Annotated in this window: 29 protein-coding genes; 1 reads left to right on the forward strand and 28 read right to left on the reverse strand. The window is 47.9% G+C overall.

What is annotated here, in order from left to right; genetic code table 11:
• The first annotated feature begins 182 nt into the window (after positions 1–182).
• A complete protein-coding gene (locus BQ7117_RS00920; protein ID WP_073995786.1) occupies positions 183–2,828 on the forward strand; it encodes a YPDG domain-containing protein in 2,646 nt (881 codons plus the stop codon).
• 378 nt (positions 2,829–3,206) lie between these two features.
• Here BQ7117_RS00920 and BQ7117_RS00925 read toward each other — a convergent pair whose 3' ends face one another.
• The 28 genes from BQ7117_RS00925 to BQ7117_RS01060 all read right to left on the reverse strand — a co-directional run bounded on the left by BQ7117_RS00925 (position 3,207) and on the right by BQ7117_RS01060 (position 22,148).
• Positions 3,207–3,479 carry a hypothetical protein gene (locus tag BQ7117_RS00925; RefSeq protein WP_073995787.1) on the reverse strand — a complete coding sequence of 91 codons (273 nt, stop codon included), beginning with the start codon at positions 3,477–3,479 and terminating at the stop codon, positions 3,207–3,209.
• Between the two features lie 121 nt (positions 3,480–3,600).
• Positions 3,601–4,014, reverse strand: coding sequence for a helix-turn-helix domain-containing protein (locus BQ7117_RS00930; RefSeq protein ID WP_073995788.1), 414 nt, complete (start codon positions 4,012–4,014; stop codon positions 3,601–3,603).
• Between the two features lie 4 nt (positions 4,015–4,018).
• The gene (locus tag BQ7117_RS00935) at positions 4,019–4,498 is read right to left on the reverse strand and encodes a hypothetical protein (RefSeq protein ID WP_073995789.1); all 480 of its coding nucleotides are present in this window, start codon (positions 4,496–4,498) and stop codon (positions 4,019–4,021) included.
• A gap of 195 nt (positions 4,499–4,693) precedes the next feature.
• Positions 4,694–5,035: a hypothetical protein gene (locus BQ7117_RS00940; RefSeq protein ID WP_073995790.1), complete on the reverse strand. Its 342-nt coding sequence runs from the start codon at positions 5,033–5,035 to the stop codon at positions 4,694–4,696.
• Positions 5,036–5,038: 3 nt separating this feature from the next.
• Positions 5,039–5,266, reverse strand: a complete 228-nt coding sequence (locus BQ7117_RS07810) for a hypothetical protein (protein WP_073995791.1) — start codon at positions 5,264–5,266, stop codon at positions 5,039–5,041.
• Between the two features lie 190 nt (positions 5,267–5,456).
• Entirely contained in the window at positions 5,457–5,729 is a 273-nt protein-coding gene (locus BQ7117_RS00950) for a hypothetical protein (protein WP_073995787.1), read from the reverse strand.
• A 121-nt stretch (positions 5,730–5,850) separates the two neighbouring features.
• The gene (locus BQ7117_RS00955) at positions 5,851–6,264 is read right to left on the reverse strand and encodes a helix-turn-helix domain-containing protein (RefSeq protein WP_073995788.1); all 414 of its coding nucleotides are present in this window, start codon (positions 6,262–6,264) and stop codon (positions 5,851–5,853) included.
• Positions 6,265–6,268: 4 nt separating this feature from the next.
• Positions 6,269–6,748, reverse strand: a complete 480-nt coding sequence (locus BQ7117_RS00960; protein ID WP_073995789.1) for a hypothetical protein — start codon at positions 6,746–6,748, stop codon at positions 6,269–6,271.
• 195 nt (positions 6,749–6,943) lie between these two features.
• Complete coding sequence (locus BQ7117_RS00965) at positions 6,944–7,285, reverse strand: hypothetical protein (RefSeq protein ID WP_073995790.1); 342 nt, start codon at positions 7,283–7,285, stop codon at positions 6,944–6,946.
• 3 nt (positions 7,286–7,288) lie between these two features.
• Positions 7,289–8,023, reverse strand: a complete 735-nt coding sequence (locus BQ7117_RS00970; RefSeq protein WP_073995792.1) for a peptidoglycan recognition protein family protein — start codon at positions 8,021–8,023, stop codon at positions 7,289–7,291.
• 70 nt (positions 8,024–8,093) lie between these two features.
• Positions 8,094–8,450 carry a hypothetical protein gene (locus BQ7117_RS00975; protein WP_073995793.1) on the reverse strand — a complete coding sequence of 119 codons (357 nt, stop codon included), beginning with the start codon at positions 8,448–8,450 and terminating at the stop codon, positions 8,094–8,096.
• 5 nt (positions 8,451–8,455) lie between these two features.
• The gene (locus tag BQ7117_RS00980) at positions 8,456–8,770 is read right to left on the reverse strand and encodes a hypothetical protein (RefSeq protein ID WP_073995794.1); all 315 of its coding nucleotides are present in this window, start codon (positions 8,768–8,770) and stop codon (positions 8,456–8,458) included.
• Between the two features lie 14 nt (positions 8,771–8,784).
• Positions 8,785–9,324, reverse strand: coding sequence for a hypothetical protein (locus BQ7117_RS00985; RefSeq protein ID WP_073995795.1), 540 nt, complete (start codon positions 9,322–9,324; stop codon positions 8,785–8,787).
• Positions 9,325–9,327: 3 nt separating this feature from the next.
• Positions 9,328–10,371, reverse strand: coding sequence for a hypothetical protein (locus BQ7117_RS00990; protein ID WP_073995796.1), 1,044 nt, complete (start codon positions 10,369–10,371; stop codon positions 9,328–9,330).
• A gap of 2 nt (positions 10,372–10,373) precedes the next feature.
• Positions 10,374–12,542, reverse strand: a complete 2,169-nt coding sequence (locus BQ7117_RS00995) for a fibronectin type III domain-containing protein (protein WP_073995797.1) — start codon at positions 12,540–12,542, stop codon at positions 10,374–10,376.
• Between the two features lie 3 nt (positions 12,543–12,545).
• On the reverse strand, positions 12,546–15,425 hold the full coding sequence (locus tag BQ7117_RS01000; RefSeq protein WP_073995798.1) for a phage tail tape measure protein: 2,880 nt from the start codon (positions 15,423–15,425) through the stop codon (positions 12,546–12,548).
• 38 nt (positions 15,426–15,463) lie between these two features.
• Positions 15,464–15,778, reverse strand: a complete 315-nt coding sequence (locus BQ7117_RS01005) for a hypothetical protein (protein ID WP_073995799.1) — start codon at positions 15,776–15,778, stop codon at positions 15,464–15,466.
• Between the two features lie 38 nt (positions 15,779–15,816).
• A complete protein-coding gene (locus tag BQ7117_RS01010) occupies positions 15,817–16,377 on the reverse strand; it encodes a hypothetical protein (protein WP_073995800.1) in 561 nt (186 codons plus the stop codon).
• A gap of 133 nt (positions 16,378–16,510) precedes the next feature.
• A complete protein-coding gene (locus BQ7117_RS01015) occupies positions 16,511–17,017 on the reverse strand; it encodes a phage tail tube protein (protein WP_073995801.1) in 507 nt (168 codons plus the stop codon).
• Positions 17,010–17,192, reverse strand: coding sequence for a hypothetical protein (locus BQ7117_RS01020; RefSeq protein WP_073995802.1), 183 nt, complete (start codon positions 17,190–17,192; stop codon positions 17,010–17,012). Before BQ7117_RS01020 ends, BQ7117_RS01015 begins: the two co-directional genes overlap by 8 nt.
• The gene (locus BQ7117_RS01025; RefSeq protein ID WP_073995803.1) at positions 17,189–17,590 is read right to left on the reverse strand and encodes a hypothetical protein; all 402 of its coding nucleotides are present in this window, start codon (positions 17,588–17,590) and stop codon (positions 17,189–17,191) included. The genes BQ7117_RS01020 and BQ7117_RS01025 overlap by 4 nt, the downstream gene beginning before the upstream one ends.
• Entirely contained in the window at positions 17,587–17,979 is a 393-nt protein-coding gene (locus BQ7117_RS01030) for a hypothetical protein (RefSeq protein WP_143273936.1), read from the reverse strand. Before BQ7117_RS01030 ends, BQ7117_RS01025 begins: the two co-directional genes overlap by 4 nt.
• The gene (locus BQ7117_RS01035) at positions 17,960–18,370 is read right to left on the reverse strand and encodes a DUF6093 family protein (protein ID WP_237563077.1); all 411 of its coding nucleotides are present in this window, start codon (positions 18,368–18,370) and stop codon (positions 17,960–17,962) included. The genes BQ7117_RS01030 and BQ7117_RS01035 overlap by 20 nt, the downstream gene beginning before the upstream one ends.
• 13 nt (positions 18,371–18,383) lie before the next feature.
• Positions 18,384–18,839 carry a hypothetical protein gene (locus BQ7117_RS01040; RefSeq protein ID WP_073995806.1) on the reverse strand — a complete coding sequence of 152 codons (456 nt, stop codon included), beginning with the start codon at positions 18,837–18,839 and terminating at the stop codon, positions 18,384–18,386.
• Positions 18,840–18,865: 26 nt separating this feature from the next.
• Complete coding sequence (locus BQ7117_RS01045; RefSeq protein ID WP_073995807.1) at positions 18,866–19,768, reverse strand: major capsid protein; 903 nt, start codon at positions 19,766–19,768, stop codon at positions 18,866–18,868.
• 58 nt (positions 19,769–19,826) lie between these two features.
• Positions 19,827–20,339 (reverse strand): hypothetical protein, encoded by a 513-nt coding sequence (locus BQ7117_RS01050; RefSeq protein ID WP_073995808.1) that lies wholly within the window; start codon positions 20,337–20,339, stop codon positions 19,827–19,829.
• A 137-nt stretch (positions 20,340–20,476) separates the two neighbouring features.
• Complete coding sequence (locus BQ7117_RS01055) at positions 20,477–20,728, reverse strand: hypothetical protein (protein ID WP_073995809.1); 252 nt, start codon at positions 20,726–20,728, stop codon at positions 20,477–20,479.
• Positions 20,721–22,148: a VG15 protein gene (locus tag BQ7117_RS01060; RefSeq protein ID WP_073995810.1), complete on the reverse strand. Its 1,428-nt coding sequence runs from the start codon at positions 22,146–22,148 to the stop codon at positions 20,721–20,723. Before BQ7117_RS01060 ends, BQ7117_RS01055 begins: the two co-directional genes overlap by 8 nt.

A 22,148-nucleotide genomic window follows, 5' to 3' on the forward strand; every position in this document is an offset into this window, starting at 1 on the left:
AGTAGCGAAAGTCACTATATGCGGGCGGTAAAAGTTAGCTGCGGCATAGTTTGGCGCGCCAGGCAGGAGTGCCAAGGAGTGAAAAATTAAATATAAATTGTTATCGAGTTTTAGACACAAGATCACTGGTGATCACGATTAAATAAGTGTCTTGCTTTGTATCGCATTTATTAGGGGAGAAAATGAAAGCGAGATTTAGCCGTTTGCGGGAGGAGCGATTCACCCGAGCGATTTCTATGAAAGCTGCTGCTTTTTTGGGATGTATAGCCTTGTTAAGTTGTGGAATTTTTGCTACACAGGCACAAGCTGCTCCACCAGGTAACAATGCGGATGGTATATACCAGAGTCCGGAAGAAGATACCGTACTCACTTTCACTCCGGGCGCGCCGCAGGCGAAGACTATTGAATCTCCTGCCGAGAAAGATGCAAAGAACAGCATTTCCGGTACTGTGCTCTTTCGGCGCGGGGGTGCACTTAATGACGGAATAAAGTCGGCAGCTCGGCCAATACCGATGCAAGGCGTGCGCGTATATGCCCAATGGGTGGAAAAGCGCGGAGCTTCTCCTATTTACTGGGCCGTTACCGATGAAAACGGTGAATTTAATATCGCTATGCAGCCGGTGAATATGGCCAATGCAAAGAAGCTGGAATTTGATGCCAATCCGATGCTCGGCCAAGCTGAGAAAGTAAGAGTGTGGGCGGAGAACCCTGATAATAAGACCTATGCGGTGCTTTATAACTACACCATGGGCACTCTTTGGCCAAATGCACCGATTACGGATGTGGCGAATCGAGCAGATTGGAATCTCGTTACTAAGAAATTAACGAACGTACTTATCGCTTTCGGGGAAGCTCCTAAACCGGAGATAATGCATTTAGATAATCCAGCGGCCACGGAAGCGAAACAAGCAGGTGGATTTATTGAAGGCACAGTTTTCTGGAATCTAAATCGTTTGGTCAGCGGGGTATCTTGGTCGAATATTAATACGAAGAATTCTTCCGATATTCCGGCAAATTCAAAAGTCACTATTTCCTATCTTTCTGATTACGCTCTACAGCGCATTTATTCCGACGGCCCAGCTGCAATTGGTTTTGATGGCAAGATTCGCGCTTTGAAGTGGAATTCCGTCTGGGAAGCAAAGCTGCAAAATTGGATTAAGCGGGAAATGGCCAAAGAGGGCAAAGAAAAGTGGATAGCAGAGTCGGTAGCGGTGGAGAGTGATCCGGCTACTGGGAAGTATGTAGCCCAGTTCAAAGGTATTTGGGGCTTAGCTTGGGATACGAAAGCAAAAGTAGGCGGTTTGTGGACTCAAGAAGAAGTAAATCGTCTCCATACCTTGGCGCCGAGTGCAGATGCCGGATCTTGGGGAGCTACCCCCGTGGGCGAGCAGAAGCATATTAATGACGATTGGCTATTTATTTCTACCTCGCAAACTCCAGGAGTAGGAATTACCAGCCCTTGGCATATGAATGGCTATATGGGTAAATCTGTTTCTTGGGATGTGTGGAATATAAATCAAAGAAATCTGAGCTTCACGCCCGAATCAAGCGGTTTTGATGTCTATCCGTACGATATTACGGATAACTATGCACAGCCGGGTGATACTGCGCATACAGCTACCAGCGGTTTACCGATAAAAGCGGTAAATGGTTTGGAATATCAAATTGAGTGGACAGAGACCGAAACTGGTACCGTAGTGCAAACCTGTGATGTAGCAAGTGCAGATGGGGATGGAAAGCTTCCCTCTTGCGACTACAAAGTAGCGGATGACCTCGAGGGTACTACTTCTTATACGGCTACTCTTTACACTTATGCAGATGGTAAGCGTGGTTCTGCGCTAGCTGCGGATTCCTTTACTGCGGCAATTGCCAATACACCTGTTTACCAGCTGACGAAGGTCTCCCCCGGTAAATCTGCAGTATCGGGAGAGCCAGAATTTGCTGATGCCAAAGGTAGTACGGCTAATTCGGCAGAAGTAAAGAAGCAGGTAGTAAAGTACGAGCTGGCGGCGGCAGCGGCTGATGCAGTTGCTCCGGGCACGGCAAGTATTGATGCGGAGACGGGGAAAATCACTTTGCAGACTACAGCGGAACAGGCTGGCAAAGATCTCTTTATTCCGATGAAAGTTACCTTCAAAGACGGTAGCGTGCGTACCGGAAAAGCGCCGTTTACGGTATTGAAAGATACCGATGGAGATGGTCTGCCGGATCCGGATGATCCAGATAATCCGCAAACTGGAGAAGATTTTTGCCCCACGGTAGCTGGCCCAGATTTCAATGATGGCTGCCCGCTTCCGAAGTGGAATGACGGCGTCACGGATGTAAAGACTCCGATTGATCTGCCCAATGTGGGAGATAAAGGTCTAGTGGATTATCAAGGAAATCCGGTAGCAGGAAAAGTTACGAAACTTCCGGCCGGCGCTCAGATTGTGGTGAAGGGCAATGGTGAAGCGGAATTTGCCGCGGGCGCAGATGGAGTGAAAGATGCTCTGCGAGTGACTCCGAAGAATGCGAAAGACGGCGATAAGATTCTCCTCACTGTTAAAACTGCAGACAGCAAGCATGTAATTGACGATGCTGTGGTAGATATCTGGAACGACGAAGATGGAGATGGAGTACGGGATAAAGATGATGATTGCCCAGGTACTCCGGCAGGCACAAAGGTAAATGAGCGGGGTTGCCCGCTTCCAACTGCTGATAATGGCAAGACTACTGCTACTACTGGTAAGTTACCGAAGACGGGAGCTCCGGGAGCGGCTGGAGTATTTGCCTTGGCAGCTGCGCTAATGGGTGCCGGTATCGGGATGCGTTCTCGCCGAGCAGATTGATTTACTGCTACTAATGCGGAGTTAAAAACTCGGTAATTGATACGTGCGGCGGGCAGTTTCTCTAAGCTGCCCGCCGCACGCATATTATTTGTGTCTTTTTTGGACCCCTAGATAGTGTCCCTTCTCCGTTTTTTCTTGTGCCCCTTCTGTACCCCCTAGAGCCTTAAAATTGCCAAAAACTTACTCAATTTTACCTAAAGCGCCGCCGTCGTTTTTTGGCTTAAAATAAGCGAAAACCCCGCCAAATCAACGATTCAGCGGGGTGGCTGGCGGAGGATGGGGGATTCGAACCCTATCCCGCCTCCACCAGCTAAGATATAATAAACTTTTCTAAAAGTCCCCCTCTAGGGAGGTCTAATTTACAGCTTCGAGAGACTTTTATTTAACAGTTTGGATATGGGCAGGGGCGCTGTCGCTGTCCATTATATCGTCAAGACGATCTAGTGAAGCAGTCAGTAACGCATTACCTTCTTCAAAAAAGTCTTCGTTAAAATGTTTTTTCCAGAGGGGCATAAAGTCGTCTTCTAGCCAGTCTTCAAAAACTTCTTCGGTCGGTAGCTCGGTCCAGGCGTCGAGGTTTAACCAGGTTTTTGCTTCGTAGTCACTGATGAGATTTTCTAGATTTTCGATATGTTCGTTGCGGTTTGTCATTTTCTTTCCTTTTCCTTTGGTGTTAGGGGGAAGTTGTTTTCTTCCTTATGTCTATAAGTGTATGTGACATCATGTAACATTGCAAGAGGATAATGCATATATTCTAGTGAAGTAGGTCACATTAACGTTCTTCAACCACGTACTCAACCCGCACCATATATCCGAGCGCGGTAAGCCTAGCGCAAAGCGTAGCAACTTTAGCACTATGCTCACTCCAAGACATTAATTTCGCGTCTTCTCCCATGCCACGTCGATACGAAGAAGCAGAGCGATAGATAGAAAGCACTATCTCTTCTGGCTCCCCACTATCTGTTTCTCCGATAAAAGCTTCTGTCTGATCTATACAGTCTTCGATTTCATCTATCCTATCTAGATAAAGTTTTTCGATTTGTGCGGCAGCCTCGGGCGGGATAGGCCAGTAACCGTTCTCCCATCTAGTAATCGTCCTCCGGTCTTTATAGCCTAGCCTTTCGACTAAATCTTCCTGGCCTATTCCAAGAAATTGCCTGTAGGCACGTAATGTAGCTCCATCCATTCACTTACTCCTCTACTATTTGGATTTTTTGAGAATCTTGCGCGATATCCGCCTTAAAGGTTTCTACCTTTTGAGCTAAAAGCTCGTTAGTTTCGCCTGCTTCCCATGCGGGGATAAATTCGCGGTAAAGCCAAGTAACGAAAGCTTCTTCAGTCGGTAGAATAGTCCAAGTTTTTAGGTCGTCGAAATAATCTTCGAGTTCTTCATCTTCGAAAGCAGTTCTTAAATCATCTAGATGTATGTAGCGCTCTTTTACGATTGTCCAAGATTCTTTAATATCGGCTTTTACTTCTGCCTTAGTCCAGCCTAGTCGGTAGAAGTGTGGAAACTCTTGCGAATTATTAGTACCAGCTATAGCAAGTATCCCGTCCTCATCATAGAGGTATGTGGTGTAGGTGGTGATTCCTTCGGAGCGGTCGAAGTCCGGCACTATTTCGTAAATATCGCCGTTGTCGATGAATTTTTTATTGATGTGTACAAGCATTTTCTTTCCTTTTCCTTTGGTGTTAGGGGGAAGTTGTTTTCTTCCTTGTGCATATAAGTATATGCGACATCATGTAACATTGCAAGAGAATAACGCACACACTTTAGTGAAGTAGGTCACATAGTGTTTTAAGCATAAAAATAGTGCCCTACTAGCCACACCTATAGAAGGCGCAGCCAGTAGGGCACAAAAATTTTATTCAGCTAAATGCTTCGGCTCACGCTCTAGGCTAGCCATTTCTAGCTCTGCTAGGTTATCGCTGATGGTAGGAATAAAATCGGGTGCTACACTTTCCGGCTCTCCGGCAGTAGTTTTCATATCATACAAACCAGCAGCAGAAAGACCCAGAATAATGCCTTGCACGGCTGCTTGATACCAGCCGAAACTGCCAAGCGCGTACTGTGCTATAGCCAGCCCTACACCAAGCAACACAGCCAATAAGGCTGCCCATTTACCTTTCACACCAAGCGACTTACCCAAATTAACCAACGCCAACACAGCAGGGATAGAAGCTAAAGAAACAATAGTAGTACTCATACTCTATGCTCCCTTCCGTACCTGCTCACAGCGTGCCTGCAACACGGCAGCGTGAGCTTCAGTAACTTCCGCCCACGAAGGCGTATCAAACGCTATCGCAAGAGGATTATTATACGAGGCTAGGAACTTGTTTCCGTTAGAATGAGCTGCCCAGAACCCGCTAGAAGTGTTGAGGATAGCGCATTTCACGCTACCATCGCTAGCTTTCCAATAAATACCAACATTTCGCATTTTTTTCTTCCTTCTATCTTCCCCACCCGCACCAGTGTTTTGTGTAGGTGTAGACTTTCCGTTTCTTATTTCTTCCGCCCGTTTATCGAGCCAACCGAGCTTCGATTCCCACCGACCCGGACAAGCAGTATTGAAAAACCGTTTATGCGGTGAGAGAGGCAAATAGCCGNTTTACAGCTTCGAGAGACTTTTATTTAACAGTTTGGATATGGGCAGGGGCGCTGTCGCTGTCCATTATATCGTCAAGACGATCTAGTGAAGCAGTCAGTAACGCATTACCTTCTTCAAAAAAGTCTTCGTTAAAATGTTTTTTCCAGAGGGGCATAAAGTCGTCTTCTAGCCAGTCTTCAAAAACTTCTTCGGTCGGTAGCTCGGTCCAGGCGTCGAGGTTTAACCAGGTTTTTGCTTCGTAGTCACTGATGAGATTTTCTAGATTTTCGATATGTTCGTTGCGGTTTGTCATTTTCTTTCCTTTTCCTTTGGTGTTAGGGGGAAGTTGTTTTCTTCCTTATGTCTATAAGTGTATGTGACATCATGTAACATTGCAAGAGGATAATGCATATATTCTAGTGAAGTAGGTCACATTAACGTTCTTCAACCACGTACTCAACCCGCACCATATATCCGAGCGCGGTAAGCCTAGCGCAAAGCGTAGCAACTTTAGCACTATGCTCACTCCAAGACATTAATTTCGCGTCTTCTCCCATGCCACGTCGATACGAAGAAGCAGAGCGATAGATAGAAAGCACTATCTCTTCTGGCTCCCCACTATCTGTTTCTCCGATAAAAGCTTCTGTCTGATCTATACAGTCTTCGATTTCATCTATCCTATCTAGATAAAGTTTTTCGATTTGTGCGGCAGCCTCGGGCGGGATAGGCCAGTAACCGTTCTCCCATCTAGTAATCGTCCTCCGGTCTTTATAGCCTAGCCTTTCGACTAAATCTTCCTGGCCTATTCCAAGAAATTGCCTGTAGGCACGTAATGTAGCTCCATCCATTCACTTACTCCTCTACTATTTGGATTTTTTGAGAATCTTGCGCGATATCCGCCTTAAAGGTTTCTACCTTTTGAGCTAAAAGCTCGTTAGTTTCGCCTGCTTCCCATGCGGGGATAAATTCGCGGTAAAGCCAAGTAACGAAAGCTTCTTCAGTCGGTAGAATAGTCCAAGTTTTTAGGTCGTCGAAATAATCTTCGAGTTCTTCATCTTCGAAAGCAGTTCTTAAATCATCTAGATGTATGTAGCGCTCTTTTACGATTGTCCAAGATTCTTTAATATCGGCTTTTACTTCTGCCTTAGTCCAGCCTAGTCGGTAGAAGTGTGGAAACTCTTGCGAATTATTAGTACCAGCTATAGCAAGTATCCCGTCCTCATCATAGAGGTATGTGGTGTAGGTGGTGATTCCTTCGGAGCGGTCGAAGTCCGGCACTATTTCGTAAATATCGCCGTTGTCGATGAATTTTTTATTGATGTGTACAAGCATTTTCTTTCCTTTTCCTTTGGTGTTAGGGGGAAGTTGTTTTCTTCCTTGTGCATATAAGTATATGCGACATCATGTAACATTGCAAGAGAATAACGCACACACTTTAGTGAAGTAGGTCACATAGTGTTTTAAGCATAAAAATAGTGCCCTACTAGCCACACCTATAGAAGGCGCAGCCAGTAGGGCACAAAAATTTTATTCAGCTAAATGCTTCGGCTCACGCTCTAGGCTAGCCATTTCTAGCTCTGCTAGGTTATCGCTGATGGTAGGAATAAAATCGGGTGCTACACTTTCCGGCTCTCCGGCAGTAGTTTTCATATCATACAAACCAGCAGCAGAAAGACCCAGAATAATGCCTTGCACGGCTGCTTGATACCAGCCGAAACTGCCAAGCGCGTACTGTGCTATAGCCAGCCCTACACCAAGCAACACAGCCAATAAGGCTGCCCATTTACCTTTCACACCAAGCGACTTACCCAAATTAACCAACGCCAACACAGCAGGGATAGAAGCTAAAGAAACAATAGTAGTACTCATACTCTATGCTCCCTTCCGTACCTGCTCACAGCGTGCCTGCAACACGGCAGCGTGAGCTTCAGTAACTTCCGCCCACGAAGGCGTATCAAACGCTATCGCAAGAGGATTATTATACGAGGCTAGGAACTTGTTTCCGTTAGAATGAGCTGCCCAGAACCCGCTAGAAGTGTTGAGGATAGCGCATTTCACGCTACCATCGCTAGCTTTCCAATAAATACCAACATTTCGCATTTTTTTCTTCCTTCTATCTTCCCCACCCGCACCAGTGTTTTGTGTAGGTGTAGACTTTCCGTTTCTTATTTCTTCCGCCCGTTTATCGAGCCAACCGAGCTTCGATTCCCACCGACCCGGACAAGCAGTATTGAAAAACCGTTTATGCGGTGAGAGAGGCAAATAGCCGTAAGTTTTCCGTAAATCAGCTATTAGTTCCGCCACCGTTTCCATATCCGCTCTAGAACATTCTGGACGGCACTCAATACCTATCTGGCGCAAGTTTGCTGCCCAAGTCCCGGCATGATAGGCAGTATTTTCCGGCGAAATAATACAAGTTACGCGCCCGCCCGATACAACATAATGCGCGGAAGTTTTTCCGCCTGGACGGCAGAGAAAGCGTATTACATCGTCATGGTATTGCCCGTCATAGCCCCAATGGTGAATAGTTATACCTTGGATACGGTTGCCTTCCCGGCCAGGCTCATAGTTCGGTGAATCGTACTGCGTTTCATACCTATACGCCATAAACACCCTCCTTTCGGGTATTAAAAAAGCCACCCCCTAGAGGAGCGGCAATAAACATATTTTCTAATAGCTAGTTTTGGTGAGAAATCGTAGACGTGAGACTATCCATTTTTTGCCCGATACTCTCCACCTGCGCAGAAATCTGGCTCTGACCAGCCTTTAACTCTTTAATCTCCCTATCGTGCCCATCCACACGTGAGGTTAACAGCCCGCGTATTTCGTGCGTGGATTCTCGCTCTGATTCCCGATATTTTCGCTCCGCCTTAAACGCCTCAACCAACCATTCCACCTGGTCTTTCAGGCTCCCGCCATGATCTGGGGAGAGTTCCTGCATGGTTTGTTTCGAGCGTTTCAGTAGGGCTGCGAGCGCGGTAATAATCGCTGCGATGCCTACGCCGCCGCCGAGTGCAATAATTACTTCTGTCATAGTTTTTATATTCCTCTCGATTCGGTCTGTACTTCAGCGTCCGTCTTTGTAGGCGGATTGAGTATAGCCAGCACAGCAGTCTTAATCATCGCGTCGGATATGACGTTTTCGTCGTATCCTAGCCGGGAATGATACGGCTGGGTTGTTTTAGTTTTTTCCCATTTTTTTACGATTTCTTCACTCGAAGCAAGCTTTAGCCCCTGCCGAAAATACCAGGACTCGGGAGCCTCACCAGTATCTAAGTAGGCTGTAAGAGCAACAAAAACACGATTTCTGAAGTCTATATTTTCGTATATTTCATAGGCGGTCGCGTAGGCCATAGGTTTTCCTTTCGTTAGGATTGTTTGACGAGCTGCCACTGCAGGGATTCAATAGCAGGAGCATTATGCTTGTAATTCAATAAGCGCACTTGTGTATTGTTTCCGGTGGGTTGCCCTGTTTGGGCTAGTGTGAAGCCGCCTGTTTTCAAAATACTGTAGGCGAAGCCGTACCCGGCGGGAGGCTTGTATGGCAGGGGCATATATAGGGTGGTTGCTACCCAGTCGGAGCCGGAGTATCCCCACCGGTATGATGGGCAGGGTTGGATGCCGCTAGCTTGGTACCAGTGGCCTTGAATACGCAAAGAATTCTCTGGTATGACCTGCCCTGTTGGTGTTTTTACTCCAATAATGCAGGCTTTCCGGGCAGAAATATGGATGCGTACCCTATCTCCTACCTGGAGGGGGCAAAGCACATCCGGGTCAGTTAAGAGCGGTTTATTGTCGCCGTCGACTTGTACGGCTAGAGGGGTCAGGGCGGTTACTGTTCCCCACCGCCACGCATCCTGCTCCACCGGAGGTTTCAATAGTGTTGTGAGTGGGTTGTTGTCTAGCATTTTTTATACTCCTACCTGCCTAGATGTAACCTGCAGTAGCGCGCCGGGGGTGCAGTCGAGGCTCAAATTTTCTACCACCTCTAGGCCATCGTTCTCACCTCGCACCACAGCGTTTAGATCCAGTGGCGTGTAGAGCATTTCGCGCTTATATACTTTCCCGCTCACCCCGGTCTGTAAAAGCCGCTGTGCGTAAGCGTCCAGTACTGCCTGCGAAGTAACCTCAACATTCTGTTCGCTACGGGTTATCCAGCGGTGTTGCCGCTGATACGAGTAAGGCGATTCAGGGTTCTCGTTTCTTGCTATCGCTATCATGCCCGGCTTATCCCCTGTAGAAGTGGAGTGGCAAATAACCTCATTAGGTCGCAGTATTTCTTCATCCCACGCTAACCCCGGAAGATGCCTTTTATGCAGCTCGTTATCTTTGAAAGTGTAGACAACCGGGCGTCTTTCCGGTGGCGCATACTTGCTACACCGGAGCCGGCCTAAACTATCGGTGTAGATGGCGAAAAAGCCGCCCGCCCGTAGCAGCTCATTCACTATTTTTAGTCTAGTGGTGCCCGGTTCGAAAGTGAGTGGAGAGCGCAGCCGTTCCATCCCTGCATCCGGGTCAACAATCACCTGCAAGGCAGCAACCTCACTGCACAACTGTTGGACTTGTGCTATGACGTCGGTGCCGGCTGGGATAGTGAGGGTTTGTGCGGTTGCAGAATCAGCAAGGAAAGAAGTCAAGTCATAAAACTGTAGCTGCTGGGTGGTGTCGTTTTCGCTTCCCCCATCCTGATTTTTTGTACTGGTTACTGCGAAAACACCTAGCGAAGAAACCACCGGAGCCTCCGGGTTTGTTAGGTCTACGCGTTTTACTTGTATCCGGTAGTCATTCCAAGCAGTAGAGGTAATACTGGTTTCGGTTATGGTTGTTTCGCCTGACCAGCGGATTTGCGCGTTCACGTTTCCGGTTATTCGTCCGCCGGTAGCCGCTAGTTTCCGGATAGGCTGCAAATATAAATCGAGCAACCAAAATTCATAATCCTCCACCAACACGCTCATTTTTATTGCTCCTCGTTTTTAGTTTCAGTGTGGGTAAGCGACACAGTGTATCCGCCCCAGATTTCCCGAACATACGAAACATCAGAAACCACACCAAAACGCACCTGATCGTCTACCGTCCGGAGAGCAACCACCCCCGGATATGCCGCTAAAGCGCGGATAGCTTCAAGCTGTTTTTGTACATCTGGTTCGGAGGTTTTTTGCGGAATCAACATACCCCGCAACTGCTGTACACGTGAGTGTGCTTTGCCGCGCACCACCGTCGGCAGGCTATCTCCAGCCAGTACGTAGGTTTTATCTGTATAGAACCCGTGCCTAGTATCCATGCTTGGGTTGTAGCGTAGCTGGCTGAAAGACTGCCAGCCTGCACCCCAATTGAAGAAAATACCCTTCAACGGGCATTCCTCTAGCTCTAAAGGTGTAGAGAAAGACCGGGTAGATAGCTGCCGACTCACTGCCACCGCCCGATATTTCACCGACCCCATAGTAGGGGGAAGATAATCGGTGAAAATGTTTGCTTCCTGCCCGGCAGTTAGAGACCCTACTGTTATCCAGCCTTTCGTACTGTCCCAGCGTTGGATAAGATTCTCATCCACACTGACGCCCCCAGCCGGATTAACTACTTTAAGGTTTATGGAGGCGTTTTCACTCCAGGAAGCAGTAAGCGACGGTATCAGGGGTGCTGCGTATTCTACCGTGAAAGTCGAAGTAGCGGGGATGGAGTCTACGCGGGAAGAAATAACCGCCTCTAGGTTTACCGTGGTTTTGTTGGGTAGGTCGGTGATTTCCCACTTTATCGCCGGCGTACCATAGCCCGAACCAGTTTTAGCAAACTTCCCATCACTACTTTTTGCTTCTATTTTCCACCGTGCCGGCTCATCCACATCCGAAAGCAAAACCACCATCGTGGAAGCTTTATCTATTTTACTTCCCTGCCCCGGATACAAAATACGCAGCGAAGGCCGGTCAACAATCTCTAAAACCTGCAAAGGAGAATAAGGCGAAAACGTCTCATGCCCGCCCTGCGTGCAAACCTGCCATTCTAACCGTGTGCCATCTGTGAAGCTTTTATTTAAAACGTAGCTACTGCTAGAGGTCTGCTGGTTTATGGCTGTCCAGGTGCCGCCGTTAGTGCGGTACCGGATAGAAAAACGCCGCTGCTCCGTACCGTCTACCGGTTGGTGTGACCATTCGAATTTTACCGGCTCACCCGCCGGGTAATACCCGCCCGTAGGCGCAACAACCAACGGAGCATTCGGGGCAGCCAGTAAAAGCACACTGTTAGATTCGGCCAGTTCGGATTTCAGCCCGTTCTCGGTTATAGCCTGAATCTGATACTTATGCGGCTTGGTCGGGGTAGGGGCTTGGATAAGCCAGTTGGTGGCGCTAGCAGGAATATCTCCCGCTATCAGAGTGCTGCCTTCAAAAATACTGTAGGAAAGCGCCGTATTGTTGTTAGGATTCCGCCACGATAGCTCAATATCGCTACCGGATCTAGTGGCCTGCACGTTAGCCGGGGCAAACGGAGCTGTGTCCACCCAGTTCGACATGGTAGCGCCGAATAGTTTCAGGTTTTGTGCGTTCACCTGGAAAACAGTGTACTGATAGCGCTCGCCCGGCAGTACGCCGGTGTCGGTGATGCTGTAGCTGGCAGCGGTGGCGGGTGCTACTACCCGGAAGCCTTCCCAGGCACCATTTTCTTTCCGCCGGTCGATATTGAAATGCCCAACCTGCACCCCGCCTGTAGTGTTCCGGTTCCACGATAGGACGACGCGCCCGTCGGCATATTTCGCGGTAACGTTAGTAGGCCCGGGCATGTTGCTAGGTGCCCTGGGTGCGACTTTAAAGGTTACTTCTGCGCCTGGCACACTGTAATGGAAACCGGAGATGGAGGCGGTTATCCGGCCGCCGGATTCTACACCGGCCTGGCGGGTAAATTTTTTGTCTTCCACCCACAGCCGTTGCACATCCCCGCCAGCCACCACCGGAGTAGAGCCATTAAAAGTAAAACTGCCGGATACGTGTGTCTGCACCGAAGCGTTCCATGTAGCCGAAGTCTTCTGCAAAAAAACTTCGCCCCGCCACACTTCCTCAGTAGCCGACTGCGACAGGCGCGTAGCCTGCACACCAAGACGATACGCGCCATTAGCGGCACCCCACACTATAGCCATTCTCTACACTCCCATCATTCTTGAATACCTACCAATATTCCCAGCCAGCCCGTCAGCTGCACGCACACCCGGATGGGCAGCGATACGCCCATCAACTAGTTCAAAAAAGCCTTCCTCAGAAAGCCGCAACTGGCCTTGCACTACTGCTCCTTCGAAAGACGGCGCAGCCACCTGCACGGTAGGGGGAAGATTTTTCCGAGCTGAAACATATCCTCCTGCCGCGAATTTCGGCACCGCCATGCTATTAAGCTGATGGAAAAGTTCTGTACCGTATTTTTGAACCGCGGCCGCCCTGATTACGTATTCCCCATCAGATAGGCGAGCAGGGATAGAATCTGAAGTGCTAGTGCCAGGGCCCTTTATAAGCCCACCAGTCGCATGACCACCACTACTACCGCCAAAAATGCGGGTAATCGTTTCATGAATATTCTGGAAAATATCATGCACATGCTTAGATTTTGTTACTTTCCCATCCACGCTCTCCATCTGCTTCTTCAGCCCAGTAATGTCGTTAGATGCCTTCCATTTATCAAAATCAGCTTTAGTGCGCACCGTGTCAGGGATAAGCCCATAATTAGCAGCTAAAGCAACCGCTTCATCACCAGTCAAACCCATCTGAGTAGCCGTATTAATAAAATCTTGCGCTACCGAATGAGTTTTAGCTGCCAGTTCGTCAGTTGCGCCATTCTGGGCATAGTAGGTTTGGACAACTTTTTGAGAATCTTTCGCTAAATCAATCAACGACTGTTGATTTTCTCTTTGCGCTTTCGTCCCTTCCGCGCTAGCACCCACACCAGCATTAAGAGCTTCATTAATTTTCTCTAAACTATCTTTATATTTGATAGCTGCTTCGTCTGCGCTCAAATTTATTCCGGCGGCTTCAGCGAGCTGTTCTAAATATTTTCCTAAATCTTCTGCCGCCCCGGCAGCCGAGTCACCTACCTGATCTAGACCGTCAGCATTCGCAGTTGATGCGTCTGCCATTTCTCCCGCCGCGGTAGTTGCTTCACCGTAAGAATCCCGCATATATCCGAGAGCAGTATTCGAATCTAGAATTTTTTGCCGCTCTTCCGACATCGCCTTATTTTTTTCATCTACCGCATCAGCCCAGCCTGTACTATAACGCTGCGCCTGCATGGTACTAGTGTTGTATTTATTCAATTCTGCGTTAGTTTGATTTACCTGGTCGCGTAGCTGGTGTACGGTTTCGATAGCGTTTTTATCTCCAGCTATGGCTTTCCAAAAATCTGACGCGTGCCCGCCAGCTTTCTCATAAGATTTAGCCATTTTTTGTAAATCTTCATCCGCCGCTAAAGCCTGCAGACTCTGGTCAGTTATCGCGCCCGTGGTTTGGTCAAGGGTGGAACCGAGTTCTTCTTGGGCTTGTTTTGTTTCAGCGGTTTTCCCTGAAAGATACGAAAACGCCGTCCCTAACGCCACTATGGCTAAACCTATACCGCTACTAATGAGGGCGCCTTTAGCGCTTTTCCCTAGCATGGATATAGCTCTAGAAATGAAAGGAATATCAGCAGCTTTCAAAGCCCTGAAAGCACTCACAGTTTCCATTACTCGCGGGGCTAAAAGTAGGAAACCGCCCGTAGCTAAAGTCATTACGCCACCTAGACTGGTGAGGGCTCCTACTACTCCTTGAATAGGGCCTGGAAGTTTAGCCATAAAACCGGCCATGTCTGCCAGGAAACTCACGATAGGGCCCACAATCGGCAGAATGATTGACCCTATCGAAATGCCCATATCAGTGAGGTTGTTTTTCAAAACTTCAACACGGGAAGCCACCGTCTTATAGCGTTGTTCTGCTTCGTTTCCTAACGCGGCCCCTTCTTTGAAAGCCTGATTGCCCATACTCATAGCTTTAGAGAAAAGGTCAGCTGCGGAAGCGGAAGACCGCAATGCATTCCCTACCCGCACATCCGTCATACCAAGATCTTGAAGTATCGGCTGGATAGACTGACCAGATTTAGATATTTTCCCTAAACCTTGCACAAAAGAAGTGATAGCCCCGCCCGCATTTTTCTTAAACGCTGCCTGGAATTCTTTTGTAGTCATTCCTGCGGTTTTAGCGAAAACCTCCAGCTTAGAATTTCCGGTATCTACCGAGTTTCGCATTTCTATCATGACGCGAGAAAATGCGGTACCGCCAGCTTCCGCCTCAATACCCACCGAAGACAAGGCCGTCGCAATACCAAAAACGTCCCCTTCAGTAAGCCCAGCCTGTTTCCCTGCCGAAGCGAGCCGCATCGACATATCAGCAATCTCCCGCTCCGTCGTAGCAAAATTATTACCTAAAGCCACAATAGAAGAACCCAAGTTAGGGAATTTGTCTTGCGAAGTACCCATAATATTGGCGAATCTGGCAAGCGTGGTAGCTGCTTCTTCTGCGGAAAGATTAGTGGATTCGCCCATGTCAATCATGGTGCGGGTGAAAGAAGCAATGTTTTCTTTCTGTATCCCTAGCTGGCCGGCCGCTTCCGCAACACCCGCTATTTCTTTATGAGAAGCCGGCAACGTCCGCGCCATCTCCCGCAACTCACCATTCAACTTCGCATAATCTTCATCCGTACCATCAACAGTTTTCTTTACACCAGCGAACGCCGACTGCCAATCTACTGCCGCTTTAGCCGCGGCACCTAAACTTCCCACCGCAGCCAAACCAAACCCGGTAAGAGCCGCACCCGCAGCAGTCCACTGTGCCCGCTGATACTCCATTGACTGCGCCATACGGCCCAAACCTGTTGAAGCGACTTGTTTAGTTTTATCTGCTTTTTTCACTAAATCGTCTAGAGAAGTTTCCGCAGAGCGCACCTGTGCCTTAAAATCGGCAACATTAGCCCGCATAGTTACTGAAATAGTTTTATTACTACTCATTTTTGTGAAAACTCCTCAAAAAAAATGTGGCAACCTTTTTATCTGCGCCAGTTTGGATCTAGCCGCACTCCAATTTTTAGCCCCGGCTCCGGGTCTTTAACATCTTTCATATAGCGTTCTTTAGCTGCGCAACTACAGCAAATAATCGTGTCGTCTACTTCGAACCAGCCGTCCAGGTCGGCGTCGAAAGCTAGCCGGGCGGGTTGGCGGCAATCCGGGCAAAGACTCTGTTCAAAAATCTGTAATGCACAGGTTAGAAGCCTATCTAGGGTAGTCCAGCCGCTAGATTCTGGCTCTAAACCCAGAAACACGGTAGGGCGCACGCCCCAATTTTTTGCGCTCTGTAACTCCAAAAGAATTCCTCTATTTTTTGGTAGTCCGAGAGCGCTTGCTAAAAAACTGGTAGGCCGTCTATTTCTAGTTTTTGTAGTTCTGCCCAGGCTTTCACGAGTTCGGAAATTTGTACCGGCATGACGGTAGAAAGATGCACCAGGTCATCCCCGGTGAGGCCTTTCGGCTCTACAATCTGGGCAGCTATAAGATGGAGAGTTTTTTCTTTCTCCCCTAAAACGCCATGTTCGGTTTTAATTTTTTGTAAAAAGACAGCCTGTTCGTCTTTAGAAGCTTCCTCAATCTTTATATCCAGATAGGAAGCTAAATATTCTTTTTGAAGCTTTTCTAGCTTTTCTGTACAGGTTTTAACCCCTGCCGCGTCTCCACGTTGCATAGCTTCCATAGCCTGGTTGCGGATTAACGCGATTTTGTAGTTTAGATCTCCGCGTGAATATAGGCGTACCGTGGTGGAGTTTCTGCGGGCAGTAGCGAGGAAAGCTTGAAAATCAAAATTTTCTAACTCTTCATCTATTTCTATTTTCTTTTCCCGCTCAGTTTTCCCTAAATCTTCACTAACCGGGCTAGTTTCACTTATGGAGAGTTCATCTTCAAGGCTCATAAAACTTTTTCTTTCTACAAAAAAACGACACAAACAGAAAAAGGGGGTGGAGAGAAGTGGGAATAGAGTTTTTTGAAAGGAAAAGGAACAGAAAGGTTTCAAAAAAAAGCTATCCCACTTCTCTCACGCTTTTTTAGCTTGCTACTTTCACGTTTTCCCAAGCTGCACCTACAGCAAGCGGAATAACGCGCTTAATATAGCCAGCGAAACGGTCTTGCGGCTTCTGCGGGTCATCAGTAGTAACCTCATATACAGAAACCTCATCCCCGGCAGCCCATTCTTTAGACTCGAGCGGGCCTTCCCGCTCCACGAGCCACACCTGGGTGCCTTTTTCTTTCAAAGCTTCCCAAGCGAAATCATCTTCCTGACTAGCCACACCAGCATCGTCAAGATAGCGGAAGACCGAGAGATTCCCTGAGTAGGTGGAAAGCCCGAATGCTTGACCTTCTCCACGGTTACAGAGCTCAGTTTCGGTAATCGTGTTAGATCCGGCTGCGCCGAGTTGGTAGTCGGATTTCATGATTCGGCAGGAAATCTTTTTCCCTGCTTTTAGTTCTTGAACTGTGGGCGCATCCGGTTTAGCCGGCTTGACGGTTAAAAGCGTTAATAGTATTCGCCCGTCCGCGATAGTTTTAGGCATTATTTTTCTCCTTCAGATTGGTTTTTTGTTTTCCCTTTACCGGTAGTTTTTCCGGTACGGGCGTGAGCTTTTCACCATCTAGGGTGGTGAATTCTTTTCCAAGAATCGGATGGTCTACCCAATGCGAGGGTATCCATTGCCGTTCTCCGCGGCTATTTAAAACTTGGATTTTCATTTTTCTTCTTTCTGTGTGTAGAGAATGTAGATATCATCTGCGAAAACTGGGTACCCGCCACGTCCAGGAATATAGGCACTCTCATCCACTATTAGTGGCGTGGTGTCAGTGAGAATAAAATCGTGCACACCATAGCCGGTGCGGTAAGTTTTCCTATCTAGCCCAGCACGGAGCCGAGACTGGATAGCCTGGATAGATTCTTTATCTTCACCGACTATCCGGAGTCTTAGCTCTATCTGGGTGGTGTCCCGGCCGAGGATGGTTTCTTCATCGGAGCGGGCTCCGAGCCCGGTGAGGATTAGAACATAGGGAAGGTCTTTTTCAAACTGGGCTCCCGCAGCACTACCCTCAAAAATAAGGACAGTGGCAGGTAGCAGGTTACGGATTATTTTTTTCATTTGATTATGATTTCTTCCGCTATTTTTTCTAACTCCCGGATAAAATTCGGGGCTTCTTCCTCACCGGCTTTTACCGGGTCACGCACAGTACCTCCACCACGGGAAGTACCAAAATAAGCCACATTCGCTAACGCACCACGCGGCTTGTCTGGCCCTATCTCCACCTCGACTATTTTGTCTTCAAGAGTAAGGTCATAGCTTATAGTGTTAGCTATATGCCGGAAGCCTCTATCGGAAGATTGCCGTAAATCTTCCTGCATCGACTTTTTAACATTCACGCCCGCTTTCCGCACCACCGGCACAACCCAGCGGGCTAAACGCTCATCGACACGGCCTAAATCATGCGCAAATTTCCGCACTTCCCGCATATCAATATCCATCTCCGCCATAAGCAGCCCTCACCTCCTCAACCGGAACACGTAAAGCCGTCACATGCGTCTTCTGCCTAGCAGCCTGACGTACACTAAACTTTCGCCCAGCCATACCACCAAAACGGTCAGATAAAATCTCGACAATGTCTCCCGGCCACAAATCCGGGGCAGACACCGGAATATGCAGCATGAGACCCGTGTAAGGAAACACAGAGCCAGCTACTTCTACTTTTTCACTAGACTGCACCGGCGCAATTTTCCCAACACCAACCCACACACTCTGTAACTCCGGCACCATTTTCAAACTGTCCGGGTTGAGCTTTTTCTCTCGTCCTGGACGCAACACTTGCAGTCGCATACTATAAGCACGCTCTGCCTGTTTTTTTGCCTGCCAACTAATCCGCCGCACCAAAAACCACCCCCTAGTTTTGATACCAAGGAAACCGGTTAACACTACGGAAAGGCACATACCCGGTAGAAGTACTAGGCTGTAAGTCTTCACGTGCTACCGATATAGAACCGATTCCGGTAGAGGAAACGCCTATCCGAGAAAGGGAAGCTTTCTCACTACCAGTAAGATAGAAACCCATTTCTCGGATAGGCGCATTGGAGCCTGACCAATCATCCGCAGATTCGGATGAATAACCGCCCGGATTCGTGTACCCGCGGGAAGCGCATGCGATAGTCACGTTTTGCACCACTACAGGTATTTTCCCGGTGGGGAAAGTTTTACCAGCAAGCTCCATCTCAACCAGCCCAGCAGCTTGGCGTAAACACCATTCTGCCCGCTTCACATCGACGGCTTCACTTATTTCCTCACCTACAAAATCACCTAGATCTTGCACAGTGAGGCCAAAAAATTCACCCATGTTATTCATCCTCTTTTTCTACAAAAATCCCCTTTTTAGGCTGCTGCTAGTTTGAACGCCACCGCACGGTCAGCATCCAAAGTTGCCGCACCGTAGAAAGTGTCAATAACAGAACGGTCTACGAAATAATCCGGATCATAATCCTGTATCCAACGGAGCGAGAAACCGTCTTGAGCTACTATAGAGCCTTTCGCGGCACCCTGCGGGATAGCGGTAGTGCGGGTAACAAAAGTGAAAGCGTCCCGCTCGTAAGCGATAGCTTTATCTGCCGGGAGAGACGCATCAGCCACGATCGTGAAGCCGAACAGGTTTCCGATAATTGCTCGACGTAAAGCGTCCCCGCCGTCACCAGCTTCATTAATCTTCTGCAGCTGCGGAACAGAAAGCAGCAGAGCTTCCACATCTGCGCCAATAGCTAAATACCGGTTAGCGGCCGGCACTTTACGCTTATTAAGCACGGCACGAGCAGCAATAATCGACTTCAAAACGTTAGAGCCATCCTGCTTAATATCCTCAATCGGCTTCTTTTTATCATTCTGAATAGCCACCATTTGCGCAATAAGCGGGGTGGGGAGCTTATCTACCACGGATTCAGCCTGTGGACGCAGCACTTGCGTAGCTAAATCTTGAATGGTGAAAGTGCCTTCAAAGTCGTTAATTTTTACCGCATTATAGAGCTGGTCTTCCAGCTTCACGGCAACAAACGGTTCGCTTAGATCGTTGTATCCGATAGCTTCACCGGCGTCCCGGTTTGCTTTCGTATATACTTTCGCTTCACCAGCACTAATAGGCTTTTTCACATCGATGGTTGCGCCACGGCCAGGAATCATTTCTTGAGAATAATTCTGGTTTACGGTACGCGGCAGAATGCTCAAGTACCGCAGGGCGGTTAAAGAAGCCAGGGCGGCTTCTTTCGGGGTGTAAAGGCTGTTTGCCATAATATTTTCTCCTTAAAATGTTAAAAGCCGCTTTTTAAGCGGCTTAAAGAATAGTTTTTTAGTTACCGAACATTAGTTTCGTTAGCTCTTCAACAGTTGTTTCTTTATCTTGCCCGGTGTTTTTGGTTTTTCCGTCTAACGGGCGAGGCCGGGAAGAAACACTCGTATGGTTGCGGGGAATAAGCTTGAGAAGCTTTTCCGCATCCGCTAGCATTTCTTCTTTACTTCCCCCGTTGAGGCGTGTAGCAAGTTCTAGCGGAAGCGCGGTTTCTAGTGCGACTTCCATTTGCAGATTTTTCTGCATTGCTGTTTCGTAGAGCTGTTTATATTCGGAGAGGTCTTTTACCTGCTTTTCTGCCTCCTTAGCGCGGGCACGCAGATTACGGTTCTCTGAATTCTTTTTACTGATAACTGCACGAGCTTTCTCCACATCCCAGCTAGATTCAACATCTGCGCCAGCTTCAGTATCAGCTTCTGGGCTGGTTTCTTGCTCGATCGTGTTTTCTTTTTCCTCCAAGGGAATATTTTCCGCTTCCATTTCTGTCGCGGTAGCGTTTTGTTCGGTATCCATAAGGTTGCCTCCTAAAGGGCATAAGGTTTTTTCGTATAAAAATATCCACCCCTGAAAAGAGGGGTGGATAAAATAAAACCAGCACAAACCAAAACTGTTTTTAGTTCGTGCTGGTTAAAAGTTTTTAATGGCTTCTTTTATCTAATTTTTCGCATTTTAGGGACTAGCTTTCCGTAACCATGATTAGGATTAGCGTTAAAAGGTATTACTTCGCCGGTAGTTTTATCTACTAGAAAAGCAGGTTGACCAATAAGTCGATATTTTTCGTCATTACCTAAAGCATAGTAGTTATCGTCTTCAAGAATATGCGAAAACTCTACTTGCCTATTCTTAAACATTTCATGAAAGCGTGCTTCAGCTAGTTTGATTGCTTCTTCTAAACTAATCATCGCTCTCCCCTAATATTGTCCAAAGCACATTCTCAACAGGTTCCGCATTATCTAAACGCCACGCCCGTACAGTGCGAGGAATCATGCCTCTATTATATAAGAAACTTCCCACTTTTTCGCCAGTTTGCCCATCATAATAGTTAACACCAGAATCTGTATTCTCCCAAAACCAAGTATGCCCAGCCAGACTATCTTCCCAGGTGCCTGAAATAATTCCGCGTGCCCCAACCTCTAATTCCCTTAACTGTTTAGAGAGAGGATTAGCGTTACGGTTACACATCCGTTTCGGAATCCTGTCCCCAACCCGCCACTGATGTATAGCCGAAATATCAGTATCAAATTTTTTCATACACGGAGCAACCCCTGGAGCAGCCACTACATGATAGCCACGTGCATTAAGCTCCATAGCAATCGACGCTCTAACACAGTTCAACCCATCTTTACTAGGATTAACTAACTTATACGATTCAGAAGGCATTATAGGGTCGCCTTTAGATAAACAACCCAGACCTTTTATATTTGCGATAGAAGACTGCGAAATTGGTTTACCAAATACTGTTAAAGCAATATCAGCAGCAGAAGATTTTTGAGTAATACCATAAAACCTGTTTACATGTTTCTTATAAGCACCCTGTTTAACAGGTACCCCGTCTCTAAACATTTGCGGAGATATTCGCCGCATCCGCCACAGAATATTATCTCGCTCTTTGAAATGTTTACGCACCGGAGCTAACCGACGCTCTCCAGCATCATCAGCCATACCGGCAGCAGCCTTATATACGGCTGCCCAGTCTGCTTCCTCATCAGATGGCACCCAATCCCCGTAAACAATCTCCGCACTACAACCACAGTGATGGTGAGATTCAAAAAATGCCGTCTCTTCAGAATAAACCGGACCACGAGAAGCCAACATGGCACAAAAAGCGCACGGTTTCCCGTCTGTTACCCGACGGTAGCCGCCTGCACGCCCCGAATACTTCACCGTAATATCAATAAGATTACGGCCACCAGCTAAAGCCAACTGACCACAGTGAGCCGCTAAACGACTACAAGCCTTATCAACCGCCCGCCTATATGGGCTTCCTGAGCGGATACCTGCCTTAATCCCAGCCACACCCAACACAGTGATAGCTTCATCCGTTTTCGCCCGGTCATACACTGGTAGGCGAATATCCTCCCTCCAGCCAGTCTCCGCAAGAGAATACTCATCCACATAGGTTGCAGCATAGTCACGCGAACGATTAAACCCGTCCTCGGTTACACGTTGAACTTCGAGACGCCACCGCCACGAGCCAGAAATGTCCTCTTCGTTAACGTATTTAGCTAACGCTTTGACTCTTCGCTCAGTCTGCTCACCTAGCACTATTTGTTTTTTCCGATGTGCCTCGGTGAGTTTTCGCCCTTCCTCGCTATTCGCCAC

The sequence above is a fragment of the Arcanobacterium urinimassiliense genome, from assembly GCF_900119495.1.
GTDB lineage: Bacteria > Actinomycetota > Actinomycetes > Actinomycetales > Actinomycetaceae > Arcanobacterium_A > Arcanobacterium_A urinimassiliense.

Excerpts from the sequence above, each read along its gene's own strand:
- BQ7117_RS00925 (WP_073995787.1), bottom strand. The coding sequence starts at position 3,479 with ATGACAAACCGCAACGAACATATCGAAAATCTAGAAAATCTCATCAGT.
- BQ7117_RS00970 (WP_073995792.1), bottom strand. The coding sequence starts at position 8,023 with ATGGCGTATAGGTATGAAACGCAGTACGATTCACCGAACTATGAGCCT.
- BQ7117_RS01040 (WP_073995806.1), bottom strand. The coding sequence starts at position 18,839 with ATGAATAACATGGGTGAATTTTTTGGCCTCACTGTGCAAGATCTAGGT.
- BQ7117_RS00935 (WP_073995789.1), bottom strand. The coding sequence starts at position 4,498 with ATGCTTGTACACATCAATAAAAAATTCATCGACAACGGCGATATTTAC.
- BQ7117_RS07810 (WP_073995791.1), bottom strand. The coding sequence starts at position 5,266 with ATGCGAAATGTTGGTATTTATTGGAAAGCTAGCGATGGTAGCGTGAAA.
- BQ7117_RS01010 (WP_073995800.1), bottom strand. The coding sequence starts at position 16,377 with ATGAGCCTTGAAGATGAACTCTCCATAAGTGAAACTAGCCCGGTTAGT.
- BQ7117_RS00920 (WP_073995786.1), top strand. The coding sequence starts at position 183 with ATGAAAGCGAGATTTAGCCGTTTGCGGGAGGAGCGATTCACCCGAGCG.
- BQ7117_RS00995 (WP_073995797.1), bottom strand. The coding sequence starts at position 12,542 with ATGGCTATAGTGTGGGGTGCCGCTAATGGCGCGTATCGTCTTGGTGTG.
- BQ7117_RS00955 (WP_073995788.1), bottom strand. The coding sequence starts at position 6,264 with ATGGATGGAGCTACATTACGTGCCTACAGGCAATTTCTTGGAATAGGC.
- BQ7117_RS00960 (WP_073995789.1), bottom strand. The coding sequence starts at position 6,748 with ATGCTTGTACACATCAATAAAAAATTCATCGACAACGGCGATATTTAC.
- BQ7117_RS01015 (WP_073995801.1), bottom strand. The coding sequence starts at position 17,017 with ATGCCTAAAACTATCGCGGACGGGCGAATACTATTAACGCTTTTAACC.
- BQ7117_RS00940 (WP_073995790.1), bottom strand. The coding sequence starts at position 5,035 with ATGAGTACTACTATTGTTTCTTTAGCTTCTATCCCTGCTGTGTTGGCG.
- BQ7117_RS00975 (WP_073995793.1), bottom strand. The coding sequence starts at position 8,450 with ATGACAGAAGTAATTATTGCACTCGGCGGCGGCGTAGGCATCGCAGCG.
- BQ7117_RS01045 (WP_073995807.1), bottom strand. The coding sequence starts at position 19,768 with ATGGCAAACAGCCTTTACACCCCGAAAGAAGCCGCCCTGGCTTCTTTA.
- BQ7117_RS00950 (WP_073995787.1), bottom strand. The coding sequence starts at position 5,729 with ATGACAAACCGCAACGAACATATCGAAAATCTAGAAAATCTCATCAGT.
- BQ7117_RS00980 (WP_073995794.1), bottom strand. The coding sequence starts at position 8,770 with ATGGCCTACGCGACCGCCTATGAAATATACGAAAATATAGACTTCAGA.
- BQ7117_RS00985 (WP_073995795.1), bottom strand. The coding sequence starts at position 9,324 with ATGCTAGACAACAACCCACTCACAACACTATTGAAACCTCCGGTGGAG.
- BQ7117_RS01055 (WP_073995809.1), bottom strand. The coding sequence starts at position 20,728 with ATGATTAGTTTAGAAGAAGCAATCAAACTAGCTGAAGCACGCTTTCAT.
- BQ7117_RS01020 (WP_073995802.1), bottom strand. The coding sequence starts at position 17,192 with ATGAAAATCCAAGTTTTAAATAGCCGCGGAGAACGGCAATGGATACCC.
- BQ7117_RS00930 (WP_073995788.1), bottom strand. The coding sequence starts at position 4,014 with ATGGATGGAGCTACATTACGTGCCTACAGGCAATTTCTTGGAATAGGC.
- BQ7117_RS00965 (WP_073995790.1), bottom strand. The coding sequence starts at position 7,285 with ATGAGTACTACTATTGTTTCTTTAGCTTCTATCCCTGCTGTGTTGGCG.
- BQ7117_RS01050 (WP_073995808.1), bottom strand. The coding sequence starts at position 20,339 with ATGGATACCGAACAAAACGCTACCGCGACAGAAATGGAAGCGGAAAAT.
- BQ7117_RS01030 (WP_143273936.1), bottom strand. The coding sequence starts at position 17,979 with ATGGCGGAGATGGATATTGATATGCGGGAAGTGCGGAAATTTGCGCAT.
- BQ7117_RS01000 (WP_073995798.1), bottom strand. The coding sequence starts at position 15,425 with ATGAGTAGTAATAAAACTATTTCAGTAACTATGCGGGCTAATGTTGCC.
- BQ7117_RS00990 (WP_073995796.1), bottom strand. The coding sequence starts at position 10,371 with ATGAGCGTGTTGGTGGAGGATTATGAATTTTGGTTGCTCGATTTATAT.
- BQ7117_RS01025 (WP_073995803.1), bottom strand. The coding sequence starts at position 17,590 with ATGAAAAAAATAATCCGTAACCTGCTACCTGCCACTGTCCTTATTTTT.